The following is a 23,170-nucleotide window of genomic DNA, read 5'->3' on the forward strand; positions in this document are numbered from 1 at the left end:
AAAAAAGACAGGCCGCCACGGCCGCCCCGGAGGCTCGACAGCCGCACGCGCCCCCTCGCGTCAGCGGCCGCTCACCCTCGCACAAGAGCGCTATCAAAATCTCGGCGATTCCGCTATAAATCCCCAGCGAGGGGGACGAATGCCAGAGAACGTCGATGCGCAAATCACGGGGCCCAACGATACGCTGCTGCGGCTGATAGCAGATACGGCTCCGGCCATGCTGGCCTACTTCGATGCGCGCACGCTGCGCTGCCGCTTCGCCAACATCAACTACGCACGCAATTTCGGATTGACGCCCGCCGAGGCGGTCGGCAAGACCGTGCGCGAGATCGTGGGCGAAGCCGTGTGGCAGCTCATCGCCGAGCATGTGGAGCGCGGCCTGCGCGGCGAACATGTGCGCTACGAGCGCGAGGTGCCCCAGCCGGATGGACCGCCTCGCCATATCGAATCGCTGCTGATGCCGCACTTCGAGCACGGGCAGCTGCAGGGCGCCGTGGTGCAGATCACCGACGTGAGCCACCACCACCATGTGGCGCAGAAGGTGCGCGACAGCGAAGAGCGCATGCGCAAGTTCACCGAGGTCACGACCGAGGCCATCGTCATGCACCGCGACGGCCTGATCATCGACGGCAACGAGGCCCTGTCCCGCCTGGCCGGCTACACGCTGGACGAGCTGACCGGCCGCCCCATCCTCGACTACATCTGCCCCGAGTTCCGCCTCTACGCACTGCAGTACATGCGCAGCGGCCGCGAGGACCGCTTCGACGGCGCCATCCAGCACAAGGACGGCCACCGCATCCCCGTGGAGATCGAGGCCAAGACCATGCCGGCCGAGGGCGGGCCCTACCGCATCGTGCTGGTGCGCGACATCACGCTGCGCCAGCTGGCGCAGGAGCGCATGGACTTCCTGGCCCAGCACGACCAGCTCACCCAGCTGCCCAACCGCGTGCGCCTGATCCAGATGCTGCGCCAGGCGCTGTCGCTGGCTTCGGTCAAGCGGCGCGCCCTGGCCGTGCTCATCATCGACCTGGACCACTTCAAGACCATCAACGACTCGCTGGGCCACCAGGCCGGCGACCTGCTGCTGTGCGAGGTCGCCCAGCGCCTGCGCGGCAGCGTGCGCGCCCACGACCTGGTGGCGCGCGTGGGCGGCGACGAGTTCGTGGTCGTGCTCACCGACGACCCCGATCCGCAGGAAACCGAGACACAGGCCAGCCACCTGCAGCGCATCATCGAGGCGCCTTGCGCCATCGATGGCACGCCGCTGGTGATCTCGCCGTGCATGGGCATCGCCATGTACCCCGGCGACGGGAAAAACGCCGAAGAGCTGCTCAACCGCGCCGAAAGCGCCATGCACATGGCCAAGGACAGCGGCCGCCGCAACCTGCAGTTCTATGCACCCGCCCAGGACGGCCAGGCCACCCAGGCCCAGATGCTGATGCAGGAGCAGCAGCTGCGCGGCGCCCTGGAGCGCGGCGAGTTCGAGCTGTACTACCAGCCCCAGACTTTCACGGCCGATGGCCGGCTGGCCGGCTTCGAGGCCCTGGTGCGCTGGCGCCACCCGCAGCGCGGCCTGGTCCTGCCCGGCGAGTTCATCGGCTTTGCCGAGGCGCGCGGCCTGATCTCGGCCATAGACCACTGGGTGCTGCGCGAGGCCTGCCGCCAGGCGCGCCAGTGGCAGGACGAGGGACTGGCGCCGGTGCCGCTGTCCGTGAACCTCTCGGCGTTGGAATTCCGCCAGCGCGACATGGCGCGCGAGGTGGCACAGGTGCTGGAGGAAACGGGGCTGGAGGCGCGCTGGCTGCACATCGAGCTGACCGAGTCCACGCTGATGCACACCAGCGGGCAGGTGCAGGACACCTTGCAGGCGCTGCAGGCCCTGGGCGTGGGCCTGGCCATCGACGACTTCGGCACCGGCTACTCCTCGCTGGCCTACCTGCGCCGCCACCCGATCAACCAGCTCAAGATAGACCGCTCCTTCATCGCCGACGTCCCCGATAGCGAGGACGACACGGCCATCGTCACCGCCATCGTGCAGATGGGCCACAGCCTGCACCTGGACATCGTGGCGGAAGGCGTGGAAACACCTGCCCAATTGGCGCTTTTGCGCGAGCTGGGCTGCGGCATGATGCAGGGATACCTTGTGGCGCCACCCCTGCCGGCCGAGAGGGCGCGCGCCTGGCAATTGCACAACAGTCATCCAGTCCAACGACAATAGCCCATGGTTTTGCTTCACAACCCCTCGCAGGCCTCCAGGGCCGCAGCCACCTTGCACACCGACCCCCAGCGGGCCCTGGAGCACGTACAGCAGATCTACCGGGAGCAGATAGAGCACCTTCGCTCGAACATGCAGCGCTTCGTCTCCGGCGAAACCCCGGCCGCTCCCGTCCACGCCTACTACCCCTTCGTTCGCATGCACACGAGCACCGTGGCGCGCGCCGACACGCAGCTGGCCTACGGCTTCGTCGAGGGCCCGGGCACGCACGAGGCCACGCTCACGCGGCCCGACCTGTTCTCGCGCTACTACGCCGAGCAGTTCCGCCTGCTGATCAAGAGCCACGGCGTGCCGCTGGAGGTGGGGCTGAGCGACAAGCCCATTCCCATCCACTTCTCGTTCGCCGAGAACGACCACATCGAGGGAACGCTCACGCGCGAGCGGCGCCAGCTGATGCGCGATGTGTTCGACCTGCCCGACCTCGAAGCCATGGACGACGGCATTGCCAACGGCACCTGGCGCCCGCATCCCGGCGAGGCCCTGCCGCTGTCCCTGTTCACCGCCCCGCGCGTGGACTACTCGCTGCACCGCCTGCGCCACTACACGGGCACCCAGCCCGAGTGGTTCCAGAACTTCGTGCTGTTCACCAACTACCAGTTCTACATCGACGAATTCATCCGCCTGGGCCACGCCGAGATGGCCCGGGAGGACAGCGAGTACGTGGCCTTCATCGAGCCCGGCAACGTGGTCACGCGCCGCACCGGCCTGCCGGCCCAGCCCAATGACGAGCTGGGCACGCCGCCGCCGCGCCTGCCGCAGATGCCGGCCTACCACCTGGTGCGCGCCGACCACAGCGGCATCACCATGGTCAACATCGGCGTGGGCCCGGCCAATGCCAAGACCATCACCGACCACATCGCCGTGCTGCGCCCGCATGCCTGGATGATGCTGGGCCACTGCGCGGGCCTGCGCAACAGCCAGCAGCTGGGCGACTACGTTCTGGCCCACGCCTATGTGCGCGAGGACCATGTGCTGGACGAAGAGCTGCCGCTGTGGGTGCCCATTCCCGCGCTGGCCGAAATCCAGCTTGCACTGCAGCAGGCCGTGGCCGACGTCACGCAGATGGACGGGCCCGACCTCAAGCGCATCATGCGCACCGGCACCGTGGCCAGCACCGACAACCGCAATTGGGAGCTGCTGCCCAACAACCTGCCCCAGCTGCGCTTCAGCCAGAGCCGCGCCGTGGCGCTGGACATGGAAAGCGCCACCATCGCGGCCAACGGCTTCCGCTTCCGCGTGCCCTATGGAACGCTGCTGTGCGTGTCCGACAAGCCGCTGCACGGCGAGATCAAGCTGCCCGGCATGGCCAACCACTTCTACCGCGAGCGCGTGGACCAGCATCTGCGCATCGGCATGCGCGCCATCGACATCCTGCGCGAAGGCGGCACCCAGCGCCTGCACAGCCGCAAGCTGCGCAGCTTCGCGGAGGTGGCGTTCCAGTAGCGCCCCGCCACCGGCCACCGCTTCTCACGGGCCACGCTTCGCACCGCCATCCAGGGACGCACATGCCATCCACGCTGCCTACCCTGGACTTTTTCTCCATGACCGCCGTCGTGGCCATCAACATGATGGCCATGTCGGCCGCCCTGCCGCTGGCCATGGGGCGGCGCGTCAGCGGTGCGGCGCGCCATGCGCAGCACTTCTTCCTGATGCAGGCCCTGGCCTGGACCCTCATCCTGATCGCCAGCCGCCTGCCCCACGGCCTGATGGGACGTGACCTGCTGTCGCTGGGCGCGGCGGCGTTGGCCGCCACCGCCCAGTGGCAGATGGCGCGCGCCCTGCGCGAATGGCTGGGGCCGCGCCCGATGCTGCTGGAGCGCGGCCTGATCGCGCTGTGCGTGCTGGGGCCGCTGGGCTTTGCGCTGCTGCTGCCCCAGGCGGCCCTGCGCACCGGCTGGTTCAGCGCCGTCCATGGCCTGTGCCTGATGGCGCTGGCCGGCCTGTGCCTGGACCCACAGCGGCCCGTGGCGCGCAGCTGGCGCTACCTGATGTGCGGCGTGGCCGCCTTCATGGGGCTGATGCTGTTCGTGCGCAGCTACCTGGCCCTGGCCACGCCCTTCCTGCCCAGCTTCACCGCAGACAGCGGCGCCAACCAGATCTTCGCCCTGCTGACCACGCTGAGCAGCACGCTGCTCATGGTGGCCGTGCTCGTGGCCTGGCGCGACGAGACCAGCCAGCAACTGCGCGACCTGGCCTTGCAGGACATGCTCACCGGGCTGCCCAACCGCCGCGCCTTGCTGGAGCACGCACCCGCCATGCTGGCCCATGCCCAGCGCCACCGCCAGGCCCTGGCCCTGGTGATGCTGGACCTGGACCACTTCAAGCATGTCAACGACGAGCACGGCCACGCCGTGGGCGACCAGACGCTGTGCCTGTTCGCCCGCCTGCTGCAGCAGCAGCTGCGCAGCGACGAAATCGCTGCGCGCTGGGGCGGCGAGGAGTTCTGCCTGCTGCTCTACACCACGGACGACGGCGTGGACACCCTGTGCACCCGCCTGCAGTCCGCGCTGCTGCAGGCCTCGCGCAAGGTGCTGGGCTTCGAAGTGCGCTTCAGCGCCGGCTGCGCCCACGCACCCCAGGCCTGGAACGGCCTGTGCCTGGAACTGATGCTGGCCCCCGCAGACGCCGCCCTCTACGCCGCCAAGCGCCGCGGGCGCGACTGCTGGACGCAGGTGCGGCTGAGTCCGGTGGCCGCGTCCGAGGAGCAGGGGCCGCAGCCGTCGGCCTCCATCCCGGAGCAGGCCATGGCGCACGGGCGCACGCCAGGCACCTAGAGGGCTCCCCCGCGGATCATGTCCACCGCCTTCTCCGCGATCATCACCGTGGGCGCATTGGTGTTGCCGCTGACGATGCGCGGCATGACCGAGGCATCGACCACGCGCAGTCCCTTGATGCCGTAGACACGCAGCTGCGCATCGACCACGTCCATGGGCCCCGGCCCCATGCGGCAGCTGCCCACGGGGTGGTAGATGGTGTCGGCATGGCTGCGAATGAAGGCCTCGATGTCTGCATCGTCCTGCGCGCCGGCCGAGGCCGGCATCTCGCGCCCGCCCAGGGCCGCCAGCGCCGGCTGGGCCAGGATCTCGTGGGCGCGGCGCACGCCGTTCACCATGCGCCTCAGGTCCTGCGCATCGGAGAAAAAGGCCGGGTCCACCAGCGGCAGGGCCAGCGGGTCGGCACTGGCCAGGCGCAGGCTGCCACGGCTGGCCGGCTGCAGCACGCAGACATGCAGCGAATAGCCATGGCCCCAGACCGTCTTGCGCCCGTGGTCCACCAGCTTGGCGACGACGAAGTGCAGTTGCAGATCGGGCGCAGGCTCGCCAGGGCTGCTGCGGATGAAGCCGCCCGCCTCGGCGAAGTTGGTGGTCAGCATGCCGCGCCGCTGGCTGCGCCATTGGCCCACGGCGGCCAGCAATCTGCGCGCACCGCCCAGTGACAGGCCGAAGCTGTCGGTCAGCTGCGCGCCATCGACCACCAGCACCACATCCGGGTGGTCATGCAGATGGGCGCCCACGCCGGGCAGATGGTGGACCACATCGATTCCCAGCGAACGCAGGTGATCGCCCGGCCCCACGCCAGACAGCATCAGCAGCTGCGGCGACAGCAGTGCGCCGCCGCAAAGCAGCACCTCGCGCCGGCAGTGCAGTTGCTGCACCGTACCGCCCTGCAGGTACTCCACGCCCACGGCGCGCCGGCCCTCGAACAGAATGCGCAGCACCTGGGCACCCGTTTCCACGCGCAGATTGGGCCTGGCACGGTGCGGCGCCAGATAGGCCTTGGCGACGTGGTGGCGCTCGCCGTTACGCTGGGTGACCTGGTACAGCCCCACGCCCTCCTGCGCCTGGCCGTTGAAATCCGCGTTGTGCGCATGGCCGGCCTGCACGCCAGCCTGCACGAAGGCCCGCGACAGCGGGTTGGGATCGCGCAGGTCGGCCACGTTCAGCGGCCCGTCCGCGCCATGCCAGGCATCGGCGCCGCGTTCGTTGTGTTCGGCGCGCAGGAAATAGGGCAGCACCTCGCTCCAGCTCCAGCCCGGGTTGCCATGGGCCGCCCAGTGGTCGTAGTCGGCCGGCTGGCCGCGCACATAGACCATGGCGTTGACCGCGCTGGAGCCGCCCAGCACCTTGCCGCGCGGCTGGTGGCCACGCCGCCCGCCCAGGCCCGGCTGCGGCACGGTGGACAGGCCCCAGCTGTGGCGCCCGCCCTTGGCCATGGCGGCCATGCCCGCCGGACAGTGGATGAGCACGCTGGAGTCGGAGGGCCCGGCCTCCAGCAGCGCCACCTGCGTCTCGGCATCCTCGCTGAGCCGCCCGGCCAGCACCGAGCCCGCCGATCCCCCTCCGATCACGATGAAATCCAGCATGTCTCCCCTCCCCTGCGGTGTAGCCATCCACTGTTGCAGTCGCCTGCGCGGCGCCGCAAGCCGGGGCAAACCCGGTGGATGCTCCGAATCCCGCTACGATCGCCGGATCGCATTCACGTTCGCATTCACTTTGTTCGTTTCAGGAGACTGACAGTCATGGCAATTCAAACCGTAGGCATCATCGGCGCAGGCACCATGGGCAACGGCATCGCGCAGGCCTGCGCGGTATCGGGCATCGACGTGGTCATGGTGGACATCTCGGAGGCCGCCGTCCAAAAGGGCGTGGCCACCGTCTCGGGCAGCCTGGACCGCCTGATCAAGAAGGAAAAGCTGACCGAGGCAGAGAAGACCGCCGCCCTGGCCCGCATCAAGACATCGACCGACTACGCGGCGCTCAAGGGCGCGCAACTGGTCATCGAGGCCGCCACCGAGAACTACGAGCTCAAGGTCAAGATCCTCAAGCAGTTGGACGCCCTGCTGGATGCCGACGTCATCGTCGCCACCAACACCTCGTCCATCTCCATCACCCAGCTGGCCGCCGTGACGGGCCGTGCCGACAAGTTCATCGGCATGCACTTCTTCAACCCCGTGCCCATGATGGCGCTGGTGGAGATCATCGTCGGCCTGCAGACCAGCGACGAGACGCACGCCACGGTCAAGGAACTGTCCGAGCGCCTGGGCAAGAGCCCCATCACCGTGAAGAACGCCCCCGGCTTCGTGGTCAACCGCATCCTGGTGCCCATGATCAACGAGGCCTTCTTCGTGCTGGCCGAAGGCCTGGCATCGGCCGAGGACATCGACGCCGGCATGAAGCTGGGCTGCAACCAGCCCATCGGCCCGCTGGCCCTGGCCGACATGATCGGCCTGGACGTGTGCCTGGCCGTGATGGAGGTCTACCTCAAGGAATTCGGCGACAGCAAGTACCGCGCCTGCCCCCTGCTCAAGGAAATGGTGGCCGCCGGCCGCCTGGGCCGCAAGACGGGCCGCGGCGTGTACAGCTACTGATACACCGCCCCCAAGGCCAAGCGAAGGCGAAGGCAGCTCAGGCTGGCCTTCGCCTTTTGTTTTGGTGGCAGTGCGCTACCGGGTCTTGCGCACCAGCGCCAACATGTCCTCGATGACGATGTGACGTATTGACCTGAGCATTCTCAGGTGGGCACTTCTTGTGGAATGGTCCATTGCAGAGTCGGCAGGCTGGTGGAGCTGGCCAGCCTCGAATTCTGCGATCAACGCATCGGCCTGCGGAGCCAGCATGCCAAGCATCCTGTCGAGCACACGTCCGCTTGTGCTCTGGGTCAGGCCCAAGGCCGTACCTGCGGCCAGCAGCTTTCCGTAGGTCACGTCGGCAAAGAAGGCCGCACCCGCAAGCGGAACCGTCAGCCGCTCCTGTGGCCATACCGCATGTTCATCGGCGTAAGCCCGCGTGTGATAGACGGCGGTGCTCAGGAGATCGTAGAACGGCGCCAGCCTGACGCCGCCCCGGTCCACCAGGAACGACAGATTCTTCAGATGACTGTCGCTGTTGCCCACCAGGGTGTTGAACAGCAGCCACTGATAGATGCCCATCCGGGCTTGCGCCTTTTCGCGGCAGCGGTCCATCAACGACGCCAGTGTCTGGATGCTGGCTCCTTGATATTTGAAAGTCCGGGCCAGGTCGAGCAGTTGGCAGGCATCCACCACATGCAGTCGCAGCCACTCCTGGGACGCTTCATCAAACACGCGGTCAAAGCGGTTGATGACATAGGCCGGCTCGGGCGTGTACAGCAGGTGCACCGGCGGCACATCAAGCCCCAGGCGCCCGGCAAGCTTCATGGTGAAGGCCTCGTTGACGGTCGAGTGCGGATAGCCTTCGGCCGTGGAGTCCGGCTTGAGGATATGGCTGGAAGCCGTCCCTTGGAAGGGTTCCTGCAGGCGAGCGGTTTTCTCGTCGTACAGCACCACCATTTTGTGCTGCGCTCCCGCCAGGGACATGCGCTTGGGTGATCCGGCATGCAAGGATGTGCGCGGCAAGTTCCTGAGTCTCAGTGACAGTTCGCCGAACTCCAGCCTCCTTGCGCCGCGCTCGGCTGCGCCCGCCCCAGGCGGCAGCAGGACCAGGGATCCGGCCGATTCCGCGCCAAGGGCCTGCAAAAGGCCGAAGGCATCGTGCTCATCCACCTCCAGCTCTTTGCTGATCGCACTGCGCAGTGCTTCCTCGGGCAGCAGGTTGTCAAAGAACCATTGGACGCTGCGGTGCGTAGATCCGTCGATGTGCCTGCGCTTTGCCAAGGAAATGCCGGGCGCCAATGGGAAGGCGCGAGGGTCGCCCATCCACTCCTCCTCATAGGCAAAGCCCCAGACATCCCTGTTTTCGACCAGCTTTCCGGCAAGCCGGCCGTTGATGAATACGTCCAGGATGCGTGCGGTCACGGCCTGTTCTTTTCGAAGGCAGTGCGGAAGAACGCATCGTCCGAGTCACGGGCACCGGGCTCCTCCCTGACTTCAGCGGCTGGCCCTCCGTCCGGTGCGCCCTGGCGCGTTCGGTACTCGTGGGAACCATGGGGCTCAGGTGGCAGCCTGGCCTGGCGGCGCTGCAGATAGGCCTGCTCGGTTCCCTCGGGAAGGTCGATGAGCACCTCGATTCCCAGTTCGGACAGCAGTTGCAGCACGCGCCCGAATTGGACCGTGGGCTTGCCGCGCTCCACGTCCCGCACAAAGACATGGCTCACGCCTGCGGCGCCTGCTGCATCGTCCTGGCGCAAGCGTCGCGCCTTGCGAACGGCCCATACCGCGTCACCGAGTGCATCCACAGAGTCGATGGAGATCTTCATGGCTTCAATGAAATCGAAAGCATGGTTTCGATCTTATCGATCGGCAACGGCGCTGGCAATGAATCGAAACGACCTTATCGATTTTCATCGAGCAGCTTCCCAAACCCCAGAAAAACGAAAGCATTGCTTAGATATTCACCCCCTTTTCTACCGTCCTCTGCGCGACTGCACCTATCCCTGGCCTGCACTAAGGTCCATGCGCAGGAGACAACCATGGACATCAACACCCCCACCCCGCCGCCCGAAGGCTGCATCAGCTGCGAAGTGCGCGGCCATGTGCTGCTGATCGGGATCAACCGCCCCGCCAAGCGCAACGGCTGGACGCCACCCATGTTCCAGCAGCTGGCCGAGGCCTATACGCGCCTGGACGACGATCCCGAGTTGCGCGTGGGCGTGCTGCATGCGTTTGGCAGCCATTTCACGGCGGGGCTGGACCTGCCGGTGATGGCGGAGTACCTGCGCTCGGGCAGGAAGGCCATCCCGCAAGGCCTGGTGGAGCCGCACGACTACGGCCTGGTCGGCTACCGGCGCCGCGCCAAGCCCATGGTGGTGGCGGTCAAGGGCATTTGCTTCACGGTGGGCATCGAGCTGATGCTGGGCGCCGACATCGTGGTCGCGGCCGATGACTGCCGCTTTTCCCAACTGGAGGTGCAGCGCTGCATCATGCCCACGGGCGGCGCCACGCTGCGCATGGCCGAGCGTGCGGGCGTGGGCAATGCCATGCTGCACCTGCTCACGGCCGATGAGTTCGACAGCGCCGAGGCCTATCGCCTGAACTTCGTGCAGAAGGTGGTGCCGGCCGGCGAGGAACTGGCCGAGGCCCTGCGCATTGCCGAGCGGATTGCCGCCCAGGCCCCGCAGGCCGTGGTGGCCACGCGGCTCAATGTGCTCAAGGCCATCGAGCTGGGCCAGGCCGCCGCCGTGGCCGACTTCATTCCCGTGCAGCAGCGCCTGGCCAGCAGCGAGGATGCCGCCGAAGGCGTGCGCTCCTTCATCGAGAAACGCCCCGCGAGCTTCACGGGCCGGTAGGCCTTTCTCGCCCTCCCGATCTTCCCCCTCCGATCTGGAGGGATTTCTTCAATTAAGTTGTGCACAATTTAATTGACAGCAATAATTCCACCCATGCCACGCAACGCCCTGCCCACCGACACCCCCGAGCTTCTGCGCCTGGACAACCAGGTCTGCTTTGCGCTGTACTCGGCGTCGCTGGCCATGACCAAGCTCTACAAGCCCCTGCTCGACGGCATCGGCCTGACCTATCCGCAGTACCTGGTGATGCTGGTGCTGTGGGAGCGGGACGGCCTGACCGTGTCGGAGATCGGCGAGCAACTGACCCTGGATTCGGGCACGCTGACGCCGCTGCTCAAGCGGCTCGAAGGCGCGAATCTGCTGGAGCGGGTGCGCGATGCACAGGACGAGCGCCGCGTGCGCATCACGCTCACCCCGCAAGGCCGGGCACTGCGCGATGCGGCTGAAAAGATTCCCGCCTGCGTGCTGCAAAGCACGCAGTGCACGCTGCCCGAGTTGCAGGCGCTGACGCAGCAACTCGGCGCACTGCGCGAGCGGCTGGCGCCGCGCCGCAGCGACTGACAACGGATTGCCGATTTCCTCCACCCGTCCGCACAGCCGGACAACTTTGCAAAAGGAAGACACCATGGCCCAGCTCGAAAAAGTCCTGTACACCGCACGTGCCCACACCACCGGCGGCCGCGACGGCGCCTCGCGCACCGATGACGGACGCCTGGACGTGACCCTTTCCTCGCCAGGCACCAGCGGCACGGGCACCAATCCCGAGCAACTGTTCGCCGCAGGCTACTCGGCCTGCTTCATCGGCGCCATCAAGGCCGTGGCCGGCAAGCAGAAGATCAGCCTGCCGCAGGACCTGTCCATCGACGCCGAAGTGGACCTGGGCACCATCCCCAACGCCTACGGCATCGCTGCCCGCCTGAAGGTCAGCCTGCCCGGCATGGACAAGGCCGCCGCCCAGGCCCTGGTGGACGCAGCCCACCAGGTCTGCCCCTACTCCAACGCCACGCGCGGCAACATCGACGTGCAGATCACCCTGGTCTGATCAAGCCCAGCCCGGCCGCTCCCGCCATTGCAGCCTGCGACCCCGGAGGTCGTAGCGTGCATGGCAGGTCAACGGGCCGTGCAAGGCGTCGGCTGCATAGCTGACCAGCGCGATCTCGCCTACGGCGGCCTGCCAGTGCTCCAGCACCGGCAGGCCGCTTATCCATTGCAGCACCTGGGCGCGCGGCCAGGCGGCGTTCCAGGCGCCCAGCGTCACATGGGGCACGTAGGGGCGCAGCGCCTCGGTCAGCGCCAGCCCGGGCCTTGCCGGCCTGAGTGCACCATGCAGCATGCCCAGCGTGGGCCTGCCCTGGCTGCGGTCGCGCACCTGCAGATAGGGCGCCATCTCGAAACTGCCCCAACCGCCGAATTCCAGTTGCAGCGGTGCGGCCGGCAGGTACTGCAGCGCGTGCAAGTCGCGCGATAGTTCCGCCGCGCCGTAGGCGTCCGGCAGGGCCGCGTCGCCATCCAGAAAACCGGCCGTGGCCAGGGTCACATGCAGCTGCCGCTCGTACCGAGGAACCAGCGCAGCGGCCAGGGCCTGGCACGCCTGCGCACAGGCGCGGCGCACGGCTTCGCCCTCGGCAGGGCCCAGCGCATGGAGCTCCAGCACCCAGACCGCATAGCGGCGCCGGCCCAGATGCCAGCCGCTCCAGTCGTCGGATGCGCCTGCCGCACTGGAGCTGGCGCTGGCGCTGGCGCTTGCTATGGCATGGGATTGCAGGAAATGGGGCAGCAGCGGCACGGCGGGCGAATCGGCGAAGGCTAGGCAGCCGCACAGCTTAAGCCAGCCCGGCGACAATCGCCCCATGTCCGCCACACCGCACGATCCTGATCTGAATGTCGTCCCCAACGACGACTCGCACGCCTATGCCCGCCTCACGCCCGACGTGGTGCTCGACGCCCTGGCCTCGGTCGGCCTGTGGGGCGACGGCCGGCTCACGGCCCTGGCCTCCTACGAGAACCGCGTCTACCAGGCCGTACTGGAAGACGGCGATCGCGTCGTGCTCAAGTTCTACCGCCCGGGCCGCTGGAGCCGCGCGCAAATCCTGGAAGAGCACGCCTTCAGTGCCGAGCTGACGGCCGCCGAAGTGCCCGCCGTGCCCCCGCTGGTGCTGGAAGGCGCCACGCTGCACAGCCACGCGGGCTTTGATTTCTCGGTCAGCCCCTGGCGCGGAGGCCGTCCGCCCGAGCTGGACGACTTCGAGGTGCTGGAGTGGACCGGGCGCTTCCTGGCCCGCATCCATACCGTGGGCGAAGCCCGTCCGTTTGCGCACCGGCCCGCGCTGGATCTGGCCACCTTCGGCCACGACTCCATGCAATGGCTGCTGGACCGGCAAATGATTCCGCTGGAAGTGGAATCCACCTGGAAGGCCGCCTGCCAGCGCGCCCTGGACCTGATGGCACCCGCTGCCGACGGCCTGAGCGCAGCCGGCCACTTCGGCCTGCACAGCGCGCGCACGCTGCGCCTGCATGGCGACTGCCATCCCGGCAACGTGCTGTGGACGCCGCTGGACGACGAAGGCCGCGGCGGCCCGCATTTCGTGGACCTGGACGATGCGCGCACCGGCCCGGCCGTGCAGGACCTGTGGATGCTGCTGTCGGGCGACCGGGGCCAGCGCACGCGCCAGCTGAGCGCCCTGCTGGATGGCTATGAACAGTTCCGTCCCTTCGACCGCCGCGAGCTGGCCCTGATCGAGCCGCTGCGCACGCTGCGCCTCATCCACTACAGCGCCTGGCTGGCGCGGCGCCAGGACGACCCGATCTTTGCCATCAACTTCCCCTGGTTCGGCACGCCCGACTACTGGCGCGGGCAGGTGGACATGCTCAACGAGCAGATCGAGGCCATGCAGGAAGAGCCTCTATACGCCTGAGGCCACCGGGCTGCCTGCCTCCCGAAGACAGATATCTTTACAAATTGTCCAGGCCCGCGGCGCCCTATCCAGGGCTGCGGGTTCCGGGGTATTCTCGGCCCGAAATCCCATCGGCCATGCCCTACTCCGCCTTCCCACCATCGCTGCCCAACCCGCTACAGCCCTTGCCTGCCGCGCAAAAGGTGCTGGTGGTGGACGACGTTCCGGACAACGCCACCATCATCTGCCAGGTGATCAAGGATCTGTGCGGCCCGCTTGTGGCCTACACCGGCGAGGAGGCGCTGGCCCTGGCCCACCAACACCAGCCCGACCTCATCCTGCTGGACATCCGCATGCCGGAGATGGACGGCTTCGAGGTCTGCCGCCGCCTCAAGGCCGACCTGCAGACCGCGCATATCCCCATCATCTTCCTCACCGCGCTGACCGAGCCCCATTGCGAGGAACTGGGCCTGAACCTGGGCGCCGTGGATTTCGTGACCAAGCCCTTTCGTCCGGCCGTGCTCAAGGCACGCGTGCGCACGCATCTGGAGATTGCGCAGCAGCGCCAGATGCTGCAACTGCTGTCGCACAGCGACGGGCTGACGGGCGTGGCCAACCGGCGTTTCTTCAGTGCCCAGCTGGAGCGCGAGTTCATGCGCCTGCAGCGCCTGGGCGAGCCGCTGTCGCTGGTGATGATGGACGTGGACCACTTCAAGGCCTACAACGACCACTACGGCCATCTGGTCGGCGACGAATGCCTGAGCCAGATCTCCCAGGCCATTCAGGGCGCACTGCACCGGCCGGGCGACCTGCTGGCGCGCTATGGGGGAGAGGAATTCGTCTGCCTGCTGCCCCATACGGCGCTGGATGGCGCGGTGCTGGTGGCGCAGGGCATCGTCGATGCGCTCAGGCTGCTGGACCTGCCCCATGCCGCCTCGCCCCTGGGCCAGGCGCTGACCGTGAGCCTGGGCGTGGCCTGCATTGCGCCTTCGCCCACCAACAGTGCCCAGCAACTGCTGGCCGATGCCGATAGGCGCCTTTATCTCGCAAAAAACGCTGGTCGCGACCGCATCGTCTGGGCGGGGTGATCAGAAGCACCCCCTGAGGCGCTACGCGCCGTTCCCCTCTCTCGCACCTCAGCAACGTCCATCGACGCGGCAGGTCGGCACGACCTGACCGCTGGCATCACGCCATTGCACCTGGCCGGCCGGGGTCTGAGGCGGGGCTGCAGGCGCTGGCTCCTGGGCCGGTTGAACGTTGGAGCGCTGCGGATCGTGCAGCACGGTGGATGAACCCACGCCCACGCCGACCCGCGCGCCACCCACACCTGTGGAGGCGCCCACGCCTGCGCTGCCCAGCACCTGGCCGCTCTGGTTGACGCCGACGCCAACGCCGACCGGGCCCACGCCCGTGCCGACTCCGGCACTCAGCCCGCCGCTGCCCAGCCCCACGCCCACCGACACGGGGCCGACCGGAATTCCGATGCCCACGCCGCCGCCCACCGAGCCGCAGCCGGCCAGCAGCAGCGCGCAGGCGCCAAGCGCGGTCCACGCTGCCTTGCGGGATGGCTGGGAGGTCATGAAGGCGGAGGATGGAACTGGCATGCCGGACTCTCTGGACAAGGGAAAACACAGGGACGGCCACAGGGTACACCCGCCCGCCCGGCGCACGTTGCCAGCGGTATGCCCGGGTCCATGCCAGGGGCTCGGAGGCAGCGAAACACCCAAGACACGCGGGTTTCTTAGAATTCACCCATTGGCCTGCGGGTCATTCCAGATTCCATGCGCTCCCGGACAGTGCCGTGGCGCCCCGGTGGCGCCAGGCCTGCGCGGCGCCGCTTTCCCCTTCGCTTTCTTCGCGCTCCCTTTTCGCTCCCTTTTCTATGCAAACCCGTTGGCCACCCTATGCGTGGGTGTGTTTTTCCATGTGCGTGGGTGTCATGGGCACCGCCCTGGCCAGCCCGCTGTACCCGCTGTACCAGCAGGCCTGGGGGCTGCAGCCCAGCCACATCACGCAGATCTTCGTGGCCTATATGTTCGGCGCGCTGGCCAGCCTGCTGTTCCTGGGCCGGCTGACCGACCGTTTCGGCTTTGTCACCGTGCTGCGCGCCGGGCTGATCCTGATGACGCTGGGCGTGCTGGCCTCCGCCGTGGCCTGGAACGTGCCCAGCTTTGCGCTGGGGCGCGTGGTCATCGGCGTGGCTTCGGGGCTGATCACCACCTCGGCCTCGGTGGGCATGACCCGGCTCAACAACCGGGGCGACCTGCAGCGCGCCGCGGCCACGACCAGCCTGACCATTGCCTTCGGCTTCGGGCTGGGCCCCGTGGTGGGCGGGCTGATCGCGCAGTGGCTGCCCTGGCCGCTGGTCACGGCCTACATACCCTCGCTGGGGCTGGGCCTGCTGGCCGTCTATGCGCTGTACCAGGTGCGCATCGCCGAGCCGGCCGAGCTGGCCTCCACCCAGGCACGCGCGCTGCACTGGCGCGATTTCATGCCCACCATCACGCTGCCGGAGCGCCGCTTTGCGCGCCACTATGCACTGGGCGGCATGTGCGCGTTCTGCGCCTTCGGCATGTTCAGCCTGTTCGCATCGCTGGCGCCCAGCTTCATGCAGCGCATGGTGCCCTGGCACGGGCCGGCTGTCTCGGGCCTGTCCATCGGCGTGATCCTGTTCCTCTCGGCGGGTTTCCAGTACCTGGCGCGCCCGCGCCCGACCAAGGGCTCGGCCATTGTGGGCTTTGCCTGCCTGGTGGCCTGCAACCTCCTGCTGCTGATCAACAGCTTCGCGGGCTCGGCCCTGCTGTTCGCGCTCAGCGTGATCACCACGGCAGCGGGCCACGGCCTGTGCAACCTGGCGGGCATGTCCATCGTCAACAAGGTCTCCACGCCGGCCACGCGCACGGGCCTGCTGTCCACGTACCTGGTGGTCGGCTACCTGGGCACCATCGTGCCCATCCTGGGCCTGGGCTGGCTCTCGGACCATATCGGCATCACCGAGGCCCTGGTCGCCTACTGCATCGTCATGGGCGCGCTGGCTGGCTGGCTGTGCTGGATGTGCACGCGCACGCCCACGCTGCCCATGCCCAAGCACTAGTTCCGCCAAGGGCGCATGCCCGTTCAGCGAAAGTGCGGCCCCGGCCCGTCTTCGGCCAGGCAGTCGCCGTCATTGCGCAGCGGGCAGACCTTGAGGGACAGGCAGCCGCAGCCTATGCAGCCGTCGATCTGGTCGCGCAGCTGGGTCAGGCCCTGAATGCGCGCATCCAGCGCATGGCGCCAGCGTGCGGACAGCGCGGCCCAGTCGGCCTGCGTGGGCGTGCGGCCGCTGGGCAGGTCCTGCAGCGCCTCGGCAATCTCGGCCAGCGGCACGCCCATGCGCTGGGCCACCCTGATGACCGCCACGCGCCGCAGCACGGCACGCGCATAGCGGCGCTGGTTGCCGGGCGTGCGCAGGCTCTCGATCAGTCCCTGGCGCTCGTAGAAATGCAGGGCCGAGACGGTGATGCCGCTGCGCCGGGCGACTTCGCCCACGGAGAGGATGGCCGGCCCGTCATGGTCGGACGCGGTGACACCGGCAGAAGACAGATTCATGGCAGCAGGAAAATAGGCGCAGGAAAAATAGGTCCAAGCAGGCCTGCATTTGACCTCAACTTTGGTTGAGGTTTCACACTGGCAAGCCTCGCCGCCCGGTCCGGCCCACTCTCAGACTCCAAGCCATACATGCCACACGACGCACTTGCCACCTCCTCGGCACAGCCCGCCGCTTCCACGGCCCCGCAACTGCAACATCTGCAGCCCGCCGGCCTCTACGACGCCACGCCCAACGGCTACACCCATGTGGTCACCGTGCACGGGCCGGCGCAATGGGCCTTCGTCTCGGGCCAGGGGGGCGAGAACCAGGCGGGCGACCTGCCCGACAGCTTCGCGGCCCAGGCGCAGCAGGCCCTGTCCAACCTCAAGCTGGCGCTGCAGGCGGCGGGCGCGGACATGGGCCAGGTGGTCAAGCTGACCCTGCTCATCGTCGACCACTCGGAGGCCCGCTTCAACGACTGGCAGGCCGCCGTGCGCCTGCATTGGAGCGACGGTGCCCCCGGCGATGGCGCCCCCGGCAATACCCTGCCGCGCTTTCCGGCCTGCACACTGATCCCCGTGCCCCGGCTGGCCCTGCCCGGCATGCTGATCGAGGTCGATGCCGTGGCCGCACTGCCCGCCCACGCCCAGCCCGCACGGCCGCCGCTGTGGGTCTGAGCCATCCGTTTGCCACCCATAAGCAGATAACACAGGCATTCGTCAGATGAACAGATCCTCCCAGGCTTGCGCCCAGCCCTCGCCGCCCATGCAGGCCACCGCCACGCCCGTGCTGCCCCAGAGCACCCTGCTGCTCATGGCCACGGCCTGCGGCCTGTGCGCAGGCGCCAACTACTTCAACCAGCCGCTGCTGCACTCCATCGCCATCGACCTGGGCATCAGCGAGGCGCGTGCCTCGCTGACGGTGACCATGGCCCAGGTCTCCTATGCGCTGGGACTGCTGCTGCTCGTGCCGCTGGGCGACATGCTGGAACGCCGCCGCCTGGTGCTGGGCCTGATGCTGCTGGCCGCGCTGGGCATGCTGGCCAGCGGCATGGCGCACAGCTTTGCGCTGCTGGCGGCGGGCACGCTGATGACGGGGCTGTTCTCGGTCGCGGCCCAGGTGCTGGTGCCCATGGCGGCCAGCTTTGCGGCGCCCGGCGCCAGCGGGCGCGCCGTGGGGCTGGTCATGAGCGGGCTGCTGATCGGCATCCTGGCGGCACGCAGCGTGGCGGGCCTGTTGTCGGAGCTGGGCGGCTGGAATGCCGTCTACTGGGTGGGCGCCCTGGCCACGGCCGGCGTGGCCCTGCTGCTGCGGCGCGCGCTGCCCCTGGCGCAGCCGGCCCAGCCCATAGGCTATGGCGCGGTGATGCGCTCCCTGCTCACGCTGGCGAGCGAGCAGCCGCGCCTGCGCAGCCGGGCGCTGATCGGCGGCATGGGCTTTGCCACGGTGAGCGTGCTGTTCTCGACCATGGCACTGCTGCTGGCCGGGCCGGGCTATGGATTCGGCGATGCGCAGATCGGCCTCATCGGCCTGGTCGGCGTGGCCGGCGCCCTCATGGCCAACATGGCCGGCCGGCTGGCCGACCGGGGGCTGGAGCAGCGCACCACGCTGGCCGGCGGCCTGCTGATGCTGGCGGGCTGGGGGGCGCTGTGGCTGGGCGGCACCAGCCTGTGGTGGTTCCTGGCGGGACTGCTCATCGTCGATGCCGCGCTGCAGGCCCTGCACATCAGCAACCAGAACGTGATCTATGCGCTGGCACCCTTGGCGCGCTCGCGCATCAATGCGGTCTATATGACGGGCTATTTCATCGGCGCCTCGGCAGGCTCGGCCGTGGGCTCGGCGGTCTGGCTGCACTGGGGATGGACAGGTGCCAGCGTGGCGGGCCTGATTCTGAGCCTGGCCACGCTGGCCGTCGTGGCCTGGGACAGAAGCCTGGCGCGTCAGACCCGGGCAAGCGCGTAAGAAAGAGCACCAGCCTGCGGCACGCTGCGCAAGAATGCACTGCAAACGTGCCGTCTTGCGCGCCTTGCCATGCAGGAAACGCACCAATCCGATGCGCCAGCGCACCAGCATGGCGCAACCGCCACTGCACCGGATTGGCACGCTAAATGCATGACAAAGGCCGTTACAACCACCACGCCCTGTACCGCCCGTCACGCCCATGTCCGCAGCGCTACCGATCACCGCCGTGCCCGCTTGCGCCTCGGGCTGGCAGGCCATGCTGGACCTGCGCTTCGGGCACCGCGCCGGTCAGGGCAGCGTGCTTTCCCACGCACGCCACAGCGGCCCGCTGCGCGTGCAAAAACCGCTGCACCCCGAAGGCCCCGGCATCTGCCATGCCGTGCTGCTGCACCCGCCCGGCGGCGTGGCCGGCGGCGACCAGTTGCAGATCGATGTGACCGTGGAGCCCGGCGCCCACGCCCTGCTGACCACACCGGGCGCCACGCGCTGGTACAAGTCCCAGGGCCGCCCGGCCGCGCAGCGCGTGCGGCTGCGCGTGGAAGAAGGCGCCATCCTGGAATGGCTGCCACAGGAAAACATACTGTTCGCCGGTGCCGACGCCACCATGGCGCTGGACCTGGAGCTTGCGCCGGGCGCGCGCGCCATCGGCTGGGATGCCGTGGTGCTGGGCCGCTATGGCGCGGGCGAGCACTGGAACCACACTGGCGCCTCCCCCACCGCTGCCGCGCGCCTGCAGCTTCACAACCGGCTCGCATGTGGCGGACGGCCGCTGTGGCTGGAGCAAGGCGAACTGCACGCCGGCCATGCCCTGCTGTCCAGCCCCGTTGCCTGGGCAGGCTTCCCCATACAGGCCAGCCTCTGGGCCGTGGCCCCCGAACCCCTGGCAGCCATGGAGCCATTGAGCGAGCAACTGGCCGCCAGCCTGCCCTGGAGCGATGAAGTGCGCGCCGGCGCCAGCCTGCTGGCCGGCCAGGGCGGCGCGCCCTCGGTGCTGCTGCTGCGCGTGCTGGCCCGGCGCATGGAGGCGGCACGGGCCGTGCTGCATGAAGGCTGGCGCCTGCTGCGCCCGGCCCTGCTGGACCAACCGGCCCGCCCCCCGCGCCTGTGGGCGACCTGAAATGAAACACCCCCTGAGTCGCTTCGCGCCTTCCCCCTCTCTCGCTTCGCGGGAGGAGGACGACAGCCTCGCGGCGGGGCTGCCCTTGCTCGCTGTCTCTGATCGATGCCTCGCCGTATCCATGGCCATCGACGATACCGCGTGCTGTGACAACTGAATGGAGTTGAACTGATGGAACTCACGCCCCGTGAAAAAGACAAGCTGCTGCTGTTCACCGCAGCCCTGGTGGCCGAGCGCCGCAAGGCGCGCGGCCTGAAGCTCAACTACCCCGAGGCCGTGGCGCTGATCAGCGCCGCCGTGCTGGAGTGGGCGCGCGACGGCAGGACCGTGGCCGAGCTCATGCACCTGGGCACCACGGTGCTGACGCGCGCCGATGTGATGGAGGGCATTCCAGAAATGATCCCGGACATCCAGGTCGAAGCCACTTTCCCGGACGGCACCAAACTGGTCACCGTTCATCACCCGATCGTTTGAGGAGATCCGCCATGTTCCATCCCCGCCTTCTGCTCGCCCCGGCCCTGCTGGCCGCCGCCACGGCCGCCAGCGCCCATACGGGGGCCGGCGCCCACCTGCACGCCGGCGACGGCGCCATGCAGGCCCTGATGGCCGGGCTGTCCCACCCCATCGCTGGCCTGGACCATCTGCTGGCCATGCTGGCGCTGGGCCTGTGGTGCGGGCTGATGCTCAAGCGCCAGTGGCTGCCGCCCGTGGCCTTTGCCGCATGCATGGCGCTGGGCCTTGCGCTGACGCAGACCCCGCTGGAGCTGCCGGCCGTCGAGCCCATGGTGGCCGCCTCGCTGCTGGCCTTCGGCCTGCTGCTGGTGGCCCAGCGCCGCCTGCCCGTGGCCCTGGCCATGGTGCTGGCCGGCGCCTTCGCGCTGTTCCACGGATACGCGCATGGCGAGGTATTCCCCCACGCGCTGCCCACAGCCGTGTTCTGGGCCTACATGGCGGGCATGGTCGCCACCACGCTGGTGCTGCATGCGCTGGGCGTGGCCTTTGGCCGGGCCATGCGCGGCGGCACGGCATCGGCCTGGGCTGCACGCCTGGCCGGCGTGGCCGCCATGGGCTACGGTGCCGTGGCGCTGGCAGGCTGATCGCGGGAGCCGCACATGACCGAGCGCATCATCCCCGGCGAGCTGCTCGCCGAGCCCGGCGAGATCCTGCTGAACGCAGGCCGGCCCGTGCAGACCCTCACGGTCACCAACACCGGCGACCGGCCGGTGCAGGTGGGCTCGCACTTTCATTTCTTCGAGGTCAACGAGGCCCTGCACTTCGACCGCGCCGCCGCACGCGGCTGGCGGCTGAACATCGCGGCCGGCACGGCCGTGCGCTTCGAGCCGGGCCAGGAGCGCACGGTGGAACTGGTGGAAATCTCCGGCGACCGCATCATCTTCGGCTTCAACGCCAAGGTGATGGGGCCTCTCTGAAAGGGAACATTCATGGCAAGCATCACGCGCCAGGCCTATGCCGAGATGTTCGGCCCCACCGTGGGCGACCGCCTGCGGCTGGCCGACACAGCCCTGGTCATCGAGATCGAGAAGGACCACACGATCTACGGCGAAGAGGTCAAGTTCGGCGGCGGCAAGGTCATCCGCGACGGCATGGGCCAGAGCCAGCGCATGGCCGCCGACTGCGCCGACACCGTCATCACCAATGCCGTGATCATTGACCACTGGGGCATCGTCAAGGCCGACATCGCCATCAAGAACGGGCTGATCGCAGGCATAGGCAAGGCCGGCAACCCGGACATGCAGCCGGGCGTGACCATCGTCATCGGCCCCGGCACGGAAATCATTGCAGGCGAGGGCATGATCGTCACGGCCGGCGGCATCGACACGCACATCCACTTCATCTGCCCGCAGCAGATCGACGAGGCGCTGACCAGCGGCGTGACCACCATGATCGGCGGCGGCACGGGCCCGGCCACAGGCACCTTCGCCACCACGGTCACGCCCGGCCCCTGGCACATGGAGCGCATGCTGCAGGCCGTGGACGGCTACCCCATGAACATCGGCCTGCTGGGCAAGGGCAACGCCAGCCAGGCCGCGCCGCTGCGCGAGCAGATCGCGGCGGGCGCCATCGGCCTGAAGCTGCACGAGGACTGGGGATCGACGCCCGCCGCCATCGACTGCTGCCTGGGCGTGGCCGACGAGACCGACACCCAGGTCGCCATCCACACCGACACGCTCAACGAGGGCGGCTTCGTCGAGGCCACGGTGGCCGCCTTCAAGGGCCGCACCATCCACACCTACCACACCGAAGGCGCGGGCGGCGGCCACGCGCCCGACATCATCAAGGTCTGCGGCGAGGCCAACGTGCTGCCCTCGTCCACCAACCCCACGCGGCCCTACACGGTGAACACGCTGGACGAGCACCTGGACATGCTCATGGTCTGCCACCACCTGGATGCCTCGATTGCCGAGGACATCGCCTTCGCCGAAAGCCGCATCCGCCGCGAGACCATCGCCGCCGAGGACGTGCTGCACGACCTGGGCGCCTTCTCCATGATCTCCAGCGACAGCCAGGCCATGGGCCGCGTGGGCGAGGTCGTGCTGCGCACCTGGCAGACCGCGCACAAGATGAAGGTCCAGCGCGGCAGCCTGCCGGGCGACAACGCGCGCCACGACAACTTCCGCGTCAAGCGCTACGTGGCCAAGTACACCATCAACCCCGCACGCACGCATGGCATCGCCCATGTCGTGGGCTCGGTCGAGGTCGGCAAGCTGGCCGACCTGGTGCTGTGGCGGCCGGCGTTTTTCGGCGTCAAGCCCAGCCTCATCCTCAAGGGCGGCAGCATCGCCAGCGCCGCCATGGGCGACCCCAACGCCAGCATCCCCACGCCCCAGCCCGTGCACTACCGGCCCATGTTCGCGGGCCAGGGCAGCGGCGTGGCGGCGGCCAGCCTGACCTTCGTCTCGCAGGCCGCCCAGCAGGCCGGCGTGGCCGACCGCTACGGCCTGCGCAAGCGCACCGTGGCCGTGGAAAACTGCCGCAGCGTCAGCAAGCGCGACATGGTGCACAACGACTGGCAGCCCGACATCAGCGTCGATCCCGAGACCTACCAGGTCGTGGCCGACGGCCAGCTGCTGACCTGCGAGCCCGCCACCGAGCTGCCGATGGCGCAGCGGTATTTTCTTTTTTAAGGCGGA

General features: G+C 68.4%; 23 protein-coding genes. 17 read left to right on the forward strand and 6 right to left on the reverse strand.

What is annotated here, in order from left to right:
* Positions 1-139 precede the first annotated feature (139 nt).
* The 3 genes from IAE24_RS15205 to IAE24_RS15215 all read left to right on the forward strand — a co-directional run bounded on the left by IAE24_RS15205 (position 140) and on the right by IAE24_RS15215 (position 5,049).
* Positions 140-2,218: a putative bifunctional diguanylate cyclase/phosphodiesterase gene (locus tag IAE24_RS15205; RefSeq protein WP_013804316.1), complete on the forward strand. Its 2,079-nt coding sequence runs from the start codon at positions 140-142 to the stop codon at positions 2,216-2,218.
* Between the two features lie 3 nt (positions 2,219-2,221).
* Entirely contained in the window at positions 2,222-3,718 is a 1,497-nt protein-coding gene (locus IAE24_RS15210) for an AMP nucleosidase (RefSeq protein WP_012203132.1), read from the forward strand.
* 62 nt (positions 3,719-3,780) lie between these two features.
* A complete protein-coding gene (locus IAE24_RS15215; protein ID WP_199961051.1) occupies positions 3,781-5,049 on the forward strand; it encodes a GGDEF domain-containing protein in 1,269 nt (422 codons plus the stop codon).
* Here IAE24_RS15215 and IAE24_RS15220 read toward each other — a convergent pair.
* Positions 5,046-6,638, reverse strand: a complete 1,593-nt coding sequence (locus tag IAE24_RS15220; RefSeq protein ID WP_199961052.1) for a GMC family oxidoreductase — start codon at positions 6,636-6,638, stop codon at positions 5,046-5,048. The two genes, IAE24_RS15215 and IAE24_RS15220, sit on opposite strands and share 4 nt — an antisense overlap.
* Before the next feature lie 156 nt (positions 6,639-6,794).
* Between IAE24_RS15220 and IAE24_RS15225 the strand changes: the two genes are divergently transcribed.
* Positions 6,795-7,643, forward strand: a complete 849-nt coding sequence (locus IAE24_RS15225) for a 3-hydroxybutyryl-CoA dehydrogenase (RefSeq protein ID WP_012203129.1) — start codon at positions 6,795-6,797, stop codon at positions 7,641-7,643.
* 75 nt (positions 7,644-7,718) lie between these two features.
* Here IAE24_RS15225 and IAE24_RS15230 read toward each other — a convergent pair whose 3' ends face one another.
* Together IAE24_RS15230 and IAE24_RS15235 are read right to left on the reverse strand one after the other, a co-directional pair.
* Positions 7,719-9,047 carry a HipA domain-containing protein gene (locus tag IAE24_RS15230; RefSeq protein ID WP_199961053.1) on the reverse strand — a complete coding sequence of 443 codons (1,329 nt, stop codon included), beginning with the start codon at positions 9,045-9,047 and terminating at the stop codon, positions 7,719-7,721.
* Positions 9,044-9,448: a helix-turn-helix domain-containing protein gene (locus tag IAE24_RS15235; RefSeq protein ID WP_043825756.1), complete on the reverse strand. Its 405-nt coding sequence runs from the start codon at positions 9,446-9,448 to the stop codon at positions 9,044-9,046. The genes IAE24_RS15230 and IAE24_RS15235 overlap by 4 nt, the downstream gene beginning before the upstream one ends.
* A gap of 213 nt (positions 9,449-9,661) precedes the next feature.
* On the opposite strand from IAE24_RS15235, the gene IAE24_RS15240 reads away from it, so the two are divergent.
* The 3 genes from IAE24_RS15240 to IAE24_RS15250 all read left to right on the forward strand — a co-directional run bounded on the left by IAE24_RS15240 (position 9,662) and on the right by IAE24_RS15250 (position 11,519).
* Positions 9,662-10,477 carry a crotonase/enoyl-CoA hydratase family protein gene (locus IAE24_RS15240; protein WP_199961054.1) on the forward strand — a complete coding sequence of 272 codons (816 nt, stop codon included), beginning with the start codon at positions 9,662-9,664 and terminating at the stop codon, positions 10,475-10,477.
* Between the two features lie 93 nt (positions 10,478-10,570).
* Positions 10,571-11,038, forward strand: a complete 468-nt coding sequence (locus tag IAE24_RS15245; RefSeq protein ID WP_012203127.1) for a MarR family winged helix-turn-helix transcriptional regulator — start codon at positions 10,571-10,573, stop codon at positions 11,036-11,038.
* Positions 11,039-11,102: 64 nt separating this feature from the next.
* On the forward strand, positions 11,103-11,519 hold the full coding sequence (locus IAE24_RS15250) for an organic hydroperoxide resistance protein (protein ID WP_012203126.1): 417 nt from the start codon (positions 11,103-11,105) through the stop codon (positions 11,517-11,519).
* On the opposite strand, the gene IAE24_RS15255 is transcribed toward IAE24_RS15250, so the two are convergent.
* Positions 11,520-12,329: a 2'-5' RNA ligase family protein gene (locus IAE24_RS15255; protein WP_233626241.1), complete on the reverse strand. Its 810-nt coding sequence runs from the start codon at positions 12,327-12,329 to the stop codon at positions 11,520-11,522. It lies immediately after the preceding gene.
* Between IAE24_RS15255 and IAE24_RS15260 the strand changes: the two genes are divergently transcribed.
* The gene (locus tag IAE24_RS15260) at positions 12,328-13,392 is read left to right on the forward strand and encodes a serine/threonine protein kinase (protein WP_199961055.1); all 1,065 of its coding nucleotides are present in this window, start codon (positions 12,328-12,330) and stop codon (positions 13,390-13,392) included. The genes IAE24_RS15255 and IAE24_RS15260 overlap by 2 nt on opposite strands.
* 116 nt (positions 13,393-13,508) lie before the next feature.
* The gene (locus IAE24_RS15265; protein WP_099753012.1) at positions 13,509-14,459 is read left to right on the forward strand and encodes a diguanylate cyclase; all 951 of its coding nucleotides are present in this window, start codon (positions 13,509-13,511) and stop codon (positions 14,457-14,459) included.
* A gap of 48 nt (positions 14,460-14,507) precedes the next feature.
* On the opposite strand, the gene IAE24_RS15270 is transcribed toward IAE24_RS15265, so the two are convergent.
* The gene (locus tag IAE24_RS15270) at positions 14,508-14,975 is read right to left on the reverse strand and encodes a hypothetical protein (RefSeq protein WP_071954279.1); all 468 of its coding nucleotides are present in this window, start codon (positions 14,973-14,975) and stop codon (positions 14,508-14,510) included.
* A 278-nt stretch (positions 14,976-15,253) separates the two neighbouring features.
* Here IAE24_RS15270 and IAE24_RS15275 point away from each other — a divergent pair, with 278 nt between their 5' ends.
* The gene (locus IAE24_RS15275) at positions 15,254-16,465 is read left to right on the forward strand and encodes an MFS transporter (protein WP_325100535.1); all 1,212 of its coding nucleotides are present in this window, start codon (positions 15,254-15,256) and stop codon (positions 16,463-16,465) included.
* A gap of 23 nt (positions 16,466-16,488) precedes the next feature.
* On the opposite strand, the gene soxR is transcribed toward IAE24_RS15275, so the two are convergent.
* On the reverse strand, positions 16,489-16,959 hold the full coding sequence (gene soxR, locus IAE24_RS15280; RefSeq protein ID WP_013804325.1) for a redox-sensitive transcriptional activator SoxR: 471 nt from the start codon (positions 16,957-16,959) through the stop codon (positions 16,489-16,491).
* 129 nt (positions 16,960-17,088) lie between these two features.
* On the opposite strand from soxR, the gene IAE24_RS15285 reads away from it, so the two are divergent.
* The 7 genes from IAE24_RS15285 to ureC all read left to right on the forward strand — a co-directional run bounded on the left by IAE24_RS15285 (position 17,089) and on the right by ureC (position 23,164).
* Positions 17,089-17,616, forward strand: a complete 528-nt coding sequence (locus tag IAE24_RS15285; protein WP_071954276.1) for a RidA family protein — start codon at positions 17,089-17,091, stop codon at positions 17,614-17,616.
* Positions 17,617-17,662: 46 nt separating this feature from the next.
* Positions 17,663-18,901: an MFS transporter gene (locus tag IAE24_RS15290; RefSeq protein WP_199961056.1), complete on the forward strand. Its 1,239-nt coding sequence runs from the start codon at positions 17,663-17,665 to the stop codon at positions 18,899-18,901.
* A gap of 199 nt (positions 18,902-19,100) precedes the next feature.
* Positions 19,101-20,018, forward strand: a complete 918-nt coding sequence (locus IAE24_RS15295; protein ID WP_199961057.1) for an urease accessory protein UreD — start codon at positions 19,101-19,103, stop codon at positions 20,016-20,018.
* 171 nt (positions 20,019-20,189) lie between these two features.
* Positions 20,190-20,492, forward strand: a complete 303-nt coding sequence (locus IAE24_RS15300; protein WP_012203116.1) for an urease subunit gamma — start codon at positions 20,190-20,192, stop codon at positions 20,490-20,492.
* Positions 20,493-20,503: 11 nt separating this feature from the next.
* Entirely contained in the window at positions 20,504-21,115 is a 612-nt protein-coding gene (locus IAE24_RS15305; RefSeq protein WP_199961058.1) for a HupE/UreJ family protein, read from the forward strand.
* 27 nt (positions 21,116-21,142) lie between these two features.
* A complete protein-coding gene (locus IAE24_RS15310) occupies positions 21,143-21,448 on the forward strand; it encodes an urease subunit beta (RefSeq protein ID WP_179217966.1) in 306 nt (101 codons plus the stop codon).
* 12 nt (positions 21,449-21,460) lie between these two features.
* Positions 21,461-23,164 (forward strand): urease subunit alpha, encoded by a 1,704-nt coding sequence (gene ureC / locus IAE24_RS15315; RefSeq protein WP_012203113.1) that lies wholly within the window; start codon positions 21,461-21,463, stop codon positions 23,162-23,164.
* The last annotated feature ends 6 nt before the right edge of the window (positions 23,165-23,170 follow it).

Origin of the sequence: Delftia sp. S65 (genome assembly GCF_016516495.1) — a bacterium.
Classification (GTDB): domain Bacteria; phylum Pseudomonadota; class Gammaproteobacteria; order Burkholderiales; family Burkholderiaceae_C; genus Comamonas; species Comamonas acidovorans.

Bases quoted from the DNA above. Each gene is read 5' to 3' on its own strand.
- IAE24_RS15305 (WP_199961058.1), top strand. From the start codon at position 20,504: ATGTTCCATCCCCGCCTTCTGCTCGCCCCGGCCCTGCTGGCCGCCGCC.
- IAE24_RS15210 (WP_012203132.1), top strand. From the start codon at position 2,222: ATGGTTTTGCTTCACAACCCCTCGCAGGCCTCCAGGGCCGCAGCCACC.
- IAE24_RS15270 (WP_071954279.1), bottom strand. From the start codon at position 14,975: ATGCCAGTTCCATCCTCCGCCTTCATGACCTCCCAGCCATCCCGCAAG.
- IAE24_RS15265 (WP_099753012.1), top strand. From the start codon at position 13,509: ATGCCCTACTCCGCCTTCCCACCATCGCTGCCCAACCCGCTACAGCCC.
- ureC (WP_012203113.1), top strand. From the start codon at position 21,461: ATGGCAAGCATCACGCGCCAGGCCTATGCCGAGATGTTCGGCCCCACC.
- IAE24_RS15225 (WP_012203129.1), top strand. From the start codon at position 6,795: ATGGCAATTCAAACCGTAGGCATCATCGGCGCAGGCACCATGGGCAAC.
- IAE24_RS15285 (WP_071954276.1), top strand. From the start codon at position 17,089: ATGCCACACGACGCACTTGCCACCTCCTCGGCACAGCCCGCCGCTTCC.
- IAE24_RS15260 (WP_199961055.1), top strand. From the start codon at position 12,328: ATGTCCGCCACACCGCACGATCCTGATCTGAATGTCGTCCCCAACGAC.
- IAE24_RS15255 (WP_233626241.1), bottom strand. From the start codon at position 12,329: ATGGGGCGATTGTCGCCGGGCTGGCTTAAGCTGTGCGGCTGCCTAGCC.
- IAE24_RS15205 (WP_013804316.1), top strand. From the start codon at position 140: ATGCCAGAGAACGTCGATGCGCAAATCACGGGGCCCAACGATACGCTG.
- soxR (WP_013804325.1), bottom strand. From the start codon at position 16,959: ATGAATCTGTCTTCTGCCGGTGTCACCGCGTCCGACCATGACGGGCCG.
- IAE24_RS15220 (WP_199961052.1), bottom strand. From the start codon at position 6,638: ATGCTGGATTTCATCGTGATCGGAGGGGGATCGGCGGGCTCGGTGCTG.
- IAE24_RS15295 (WP_199961057.1), top strand. From the start codon at position 19,101: ATGTCCGCAGCGCTACCGATCACCGCCGTGCCCGCTTGCGCCTCGGGC.
- IAE24_RS15300 (WP_012203116.1), top strand. From the start codon at position 20,190: ATGGAACTCACGCCCCGTGAAAAAGACAAGCTGCTGCTGTTCACCGCA.
- IAE24_RS15290 (WP_199961056.1), top strand. From the start codon at position 17,663: ATGAACAGATCCTCCCAGGCTTGCGCCCAGCCCTCGCCGCCCATGCAG.
- IAE24_RS15275 (WP_325100535.1), top strand. From the start codon at position 15,254: ATGCAAACCCGTTGGCCACCCTATGCGTGGGTGTGTTTTTCCATGTGC.
- IAE24_RS15250 (WP_012203126.1), top strand. From the start codon at position 11,103: ATGGCCCAGCTCGAAAAAGTCCTGTACACCGCACGTGCCCACACCACC.
- IAE24_RS15215 (WP_199961051.1), top strand. From the start codon at position 3,781: ATGCCATCCACGCTGCCTACCCTGGACTTTTTCTCCATGACCGCCGTC.
- IAE24_RS15240 (WP_199961054.1), top strand. From the start codon at position 9,662: ATGGACATCAACACCCCCACCCCGCCGCCCGAAGGCTGCATCAGCTGC.
- IAE24_RS15245 (WP_012203127.1), top strand. From the start codon at position 10,571: ATGCCACGCAACGCCCTGCCCACCGACACCCCCGAGCTTCTGCGCCTG.
- IAE24_RS15235 (WP_043825756.1), bottom strand. From the start codon at position 9,448: ATGAAGATCTCCATCGACTCTGTGGATGCACTCGGTGACGCGGTATGG.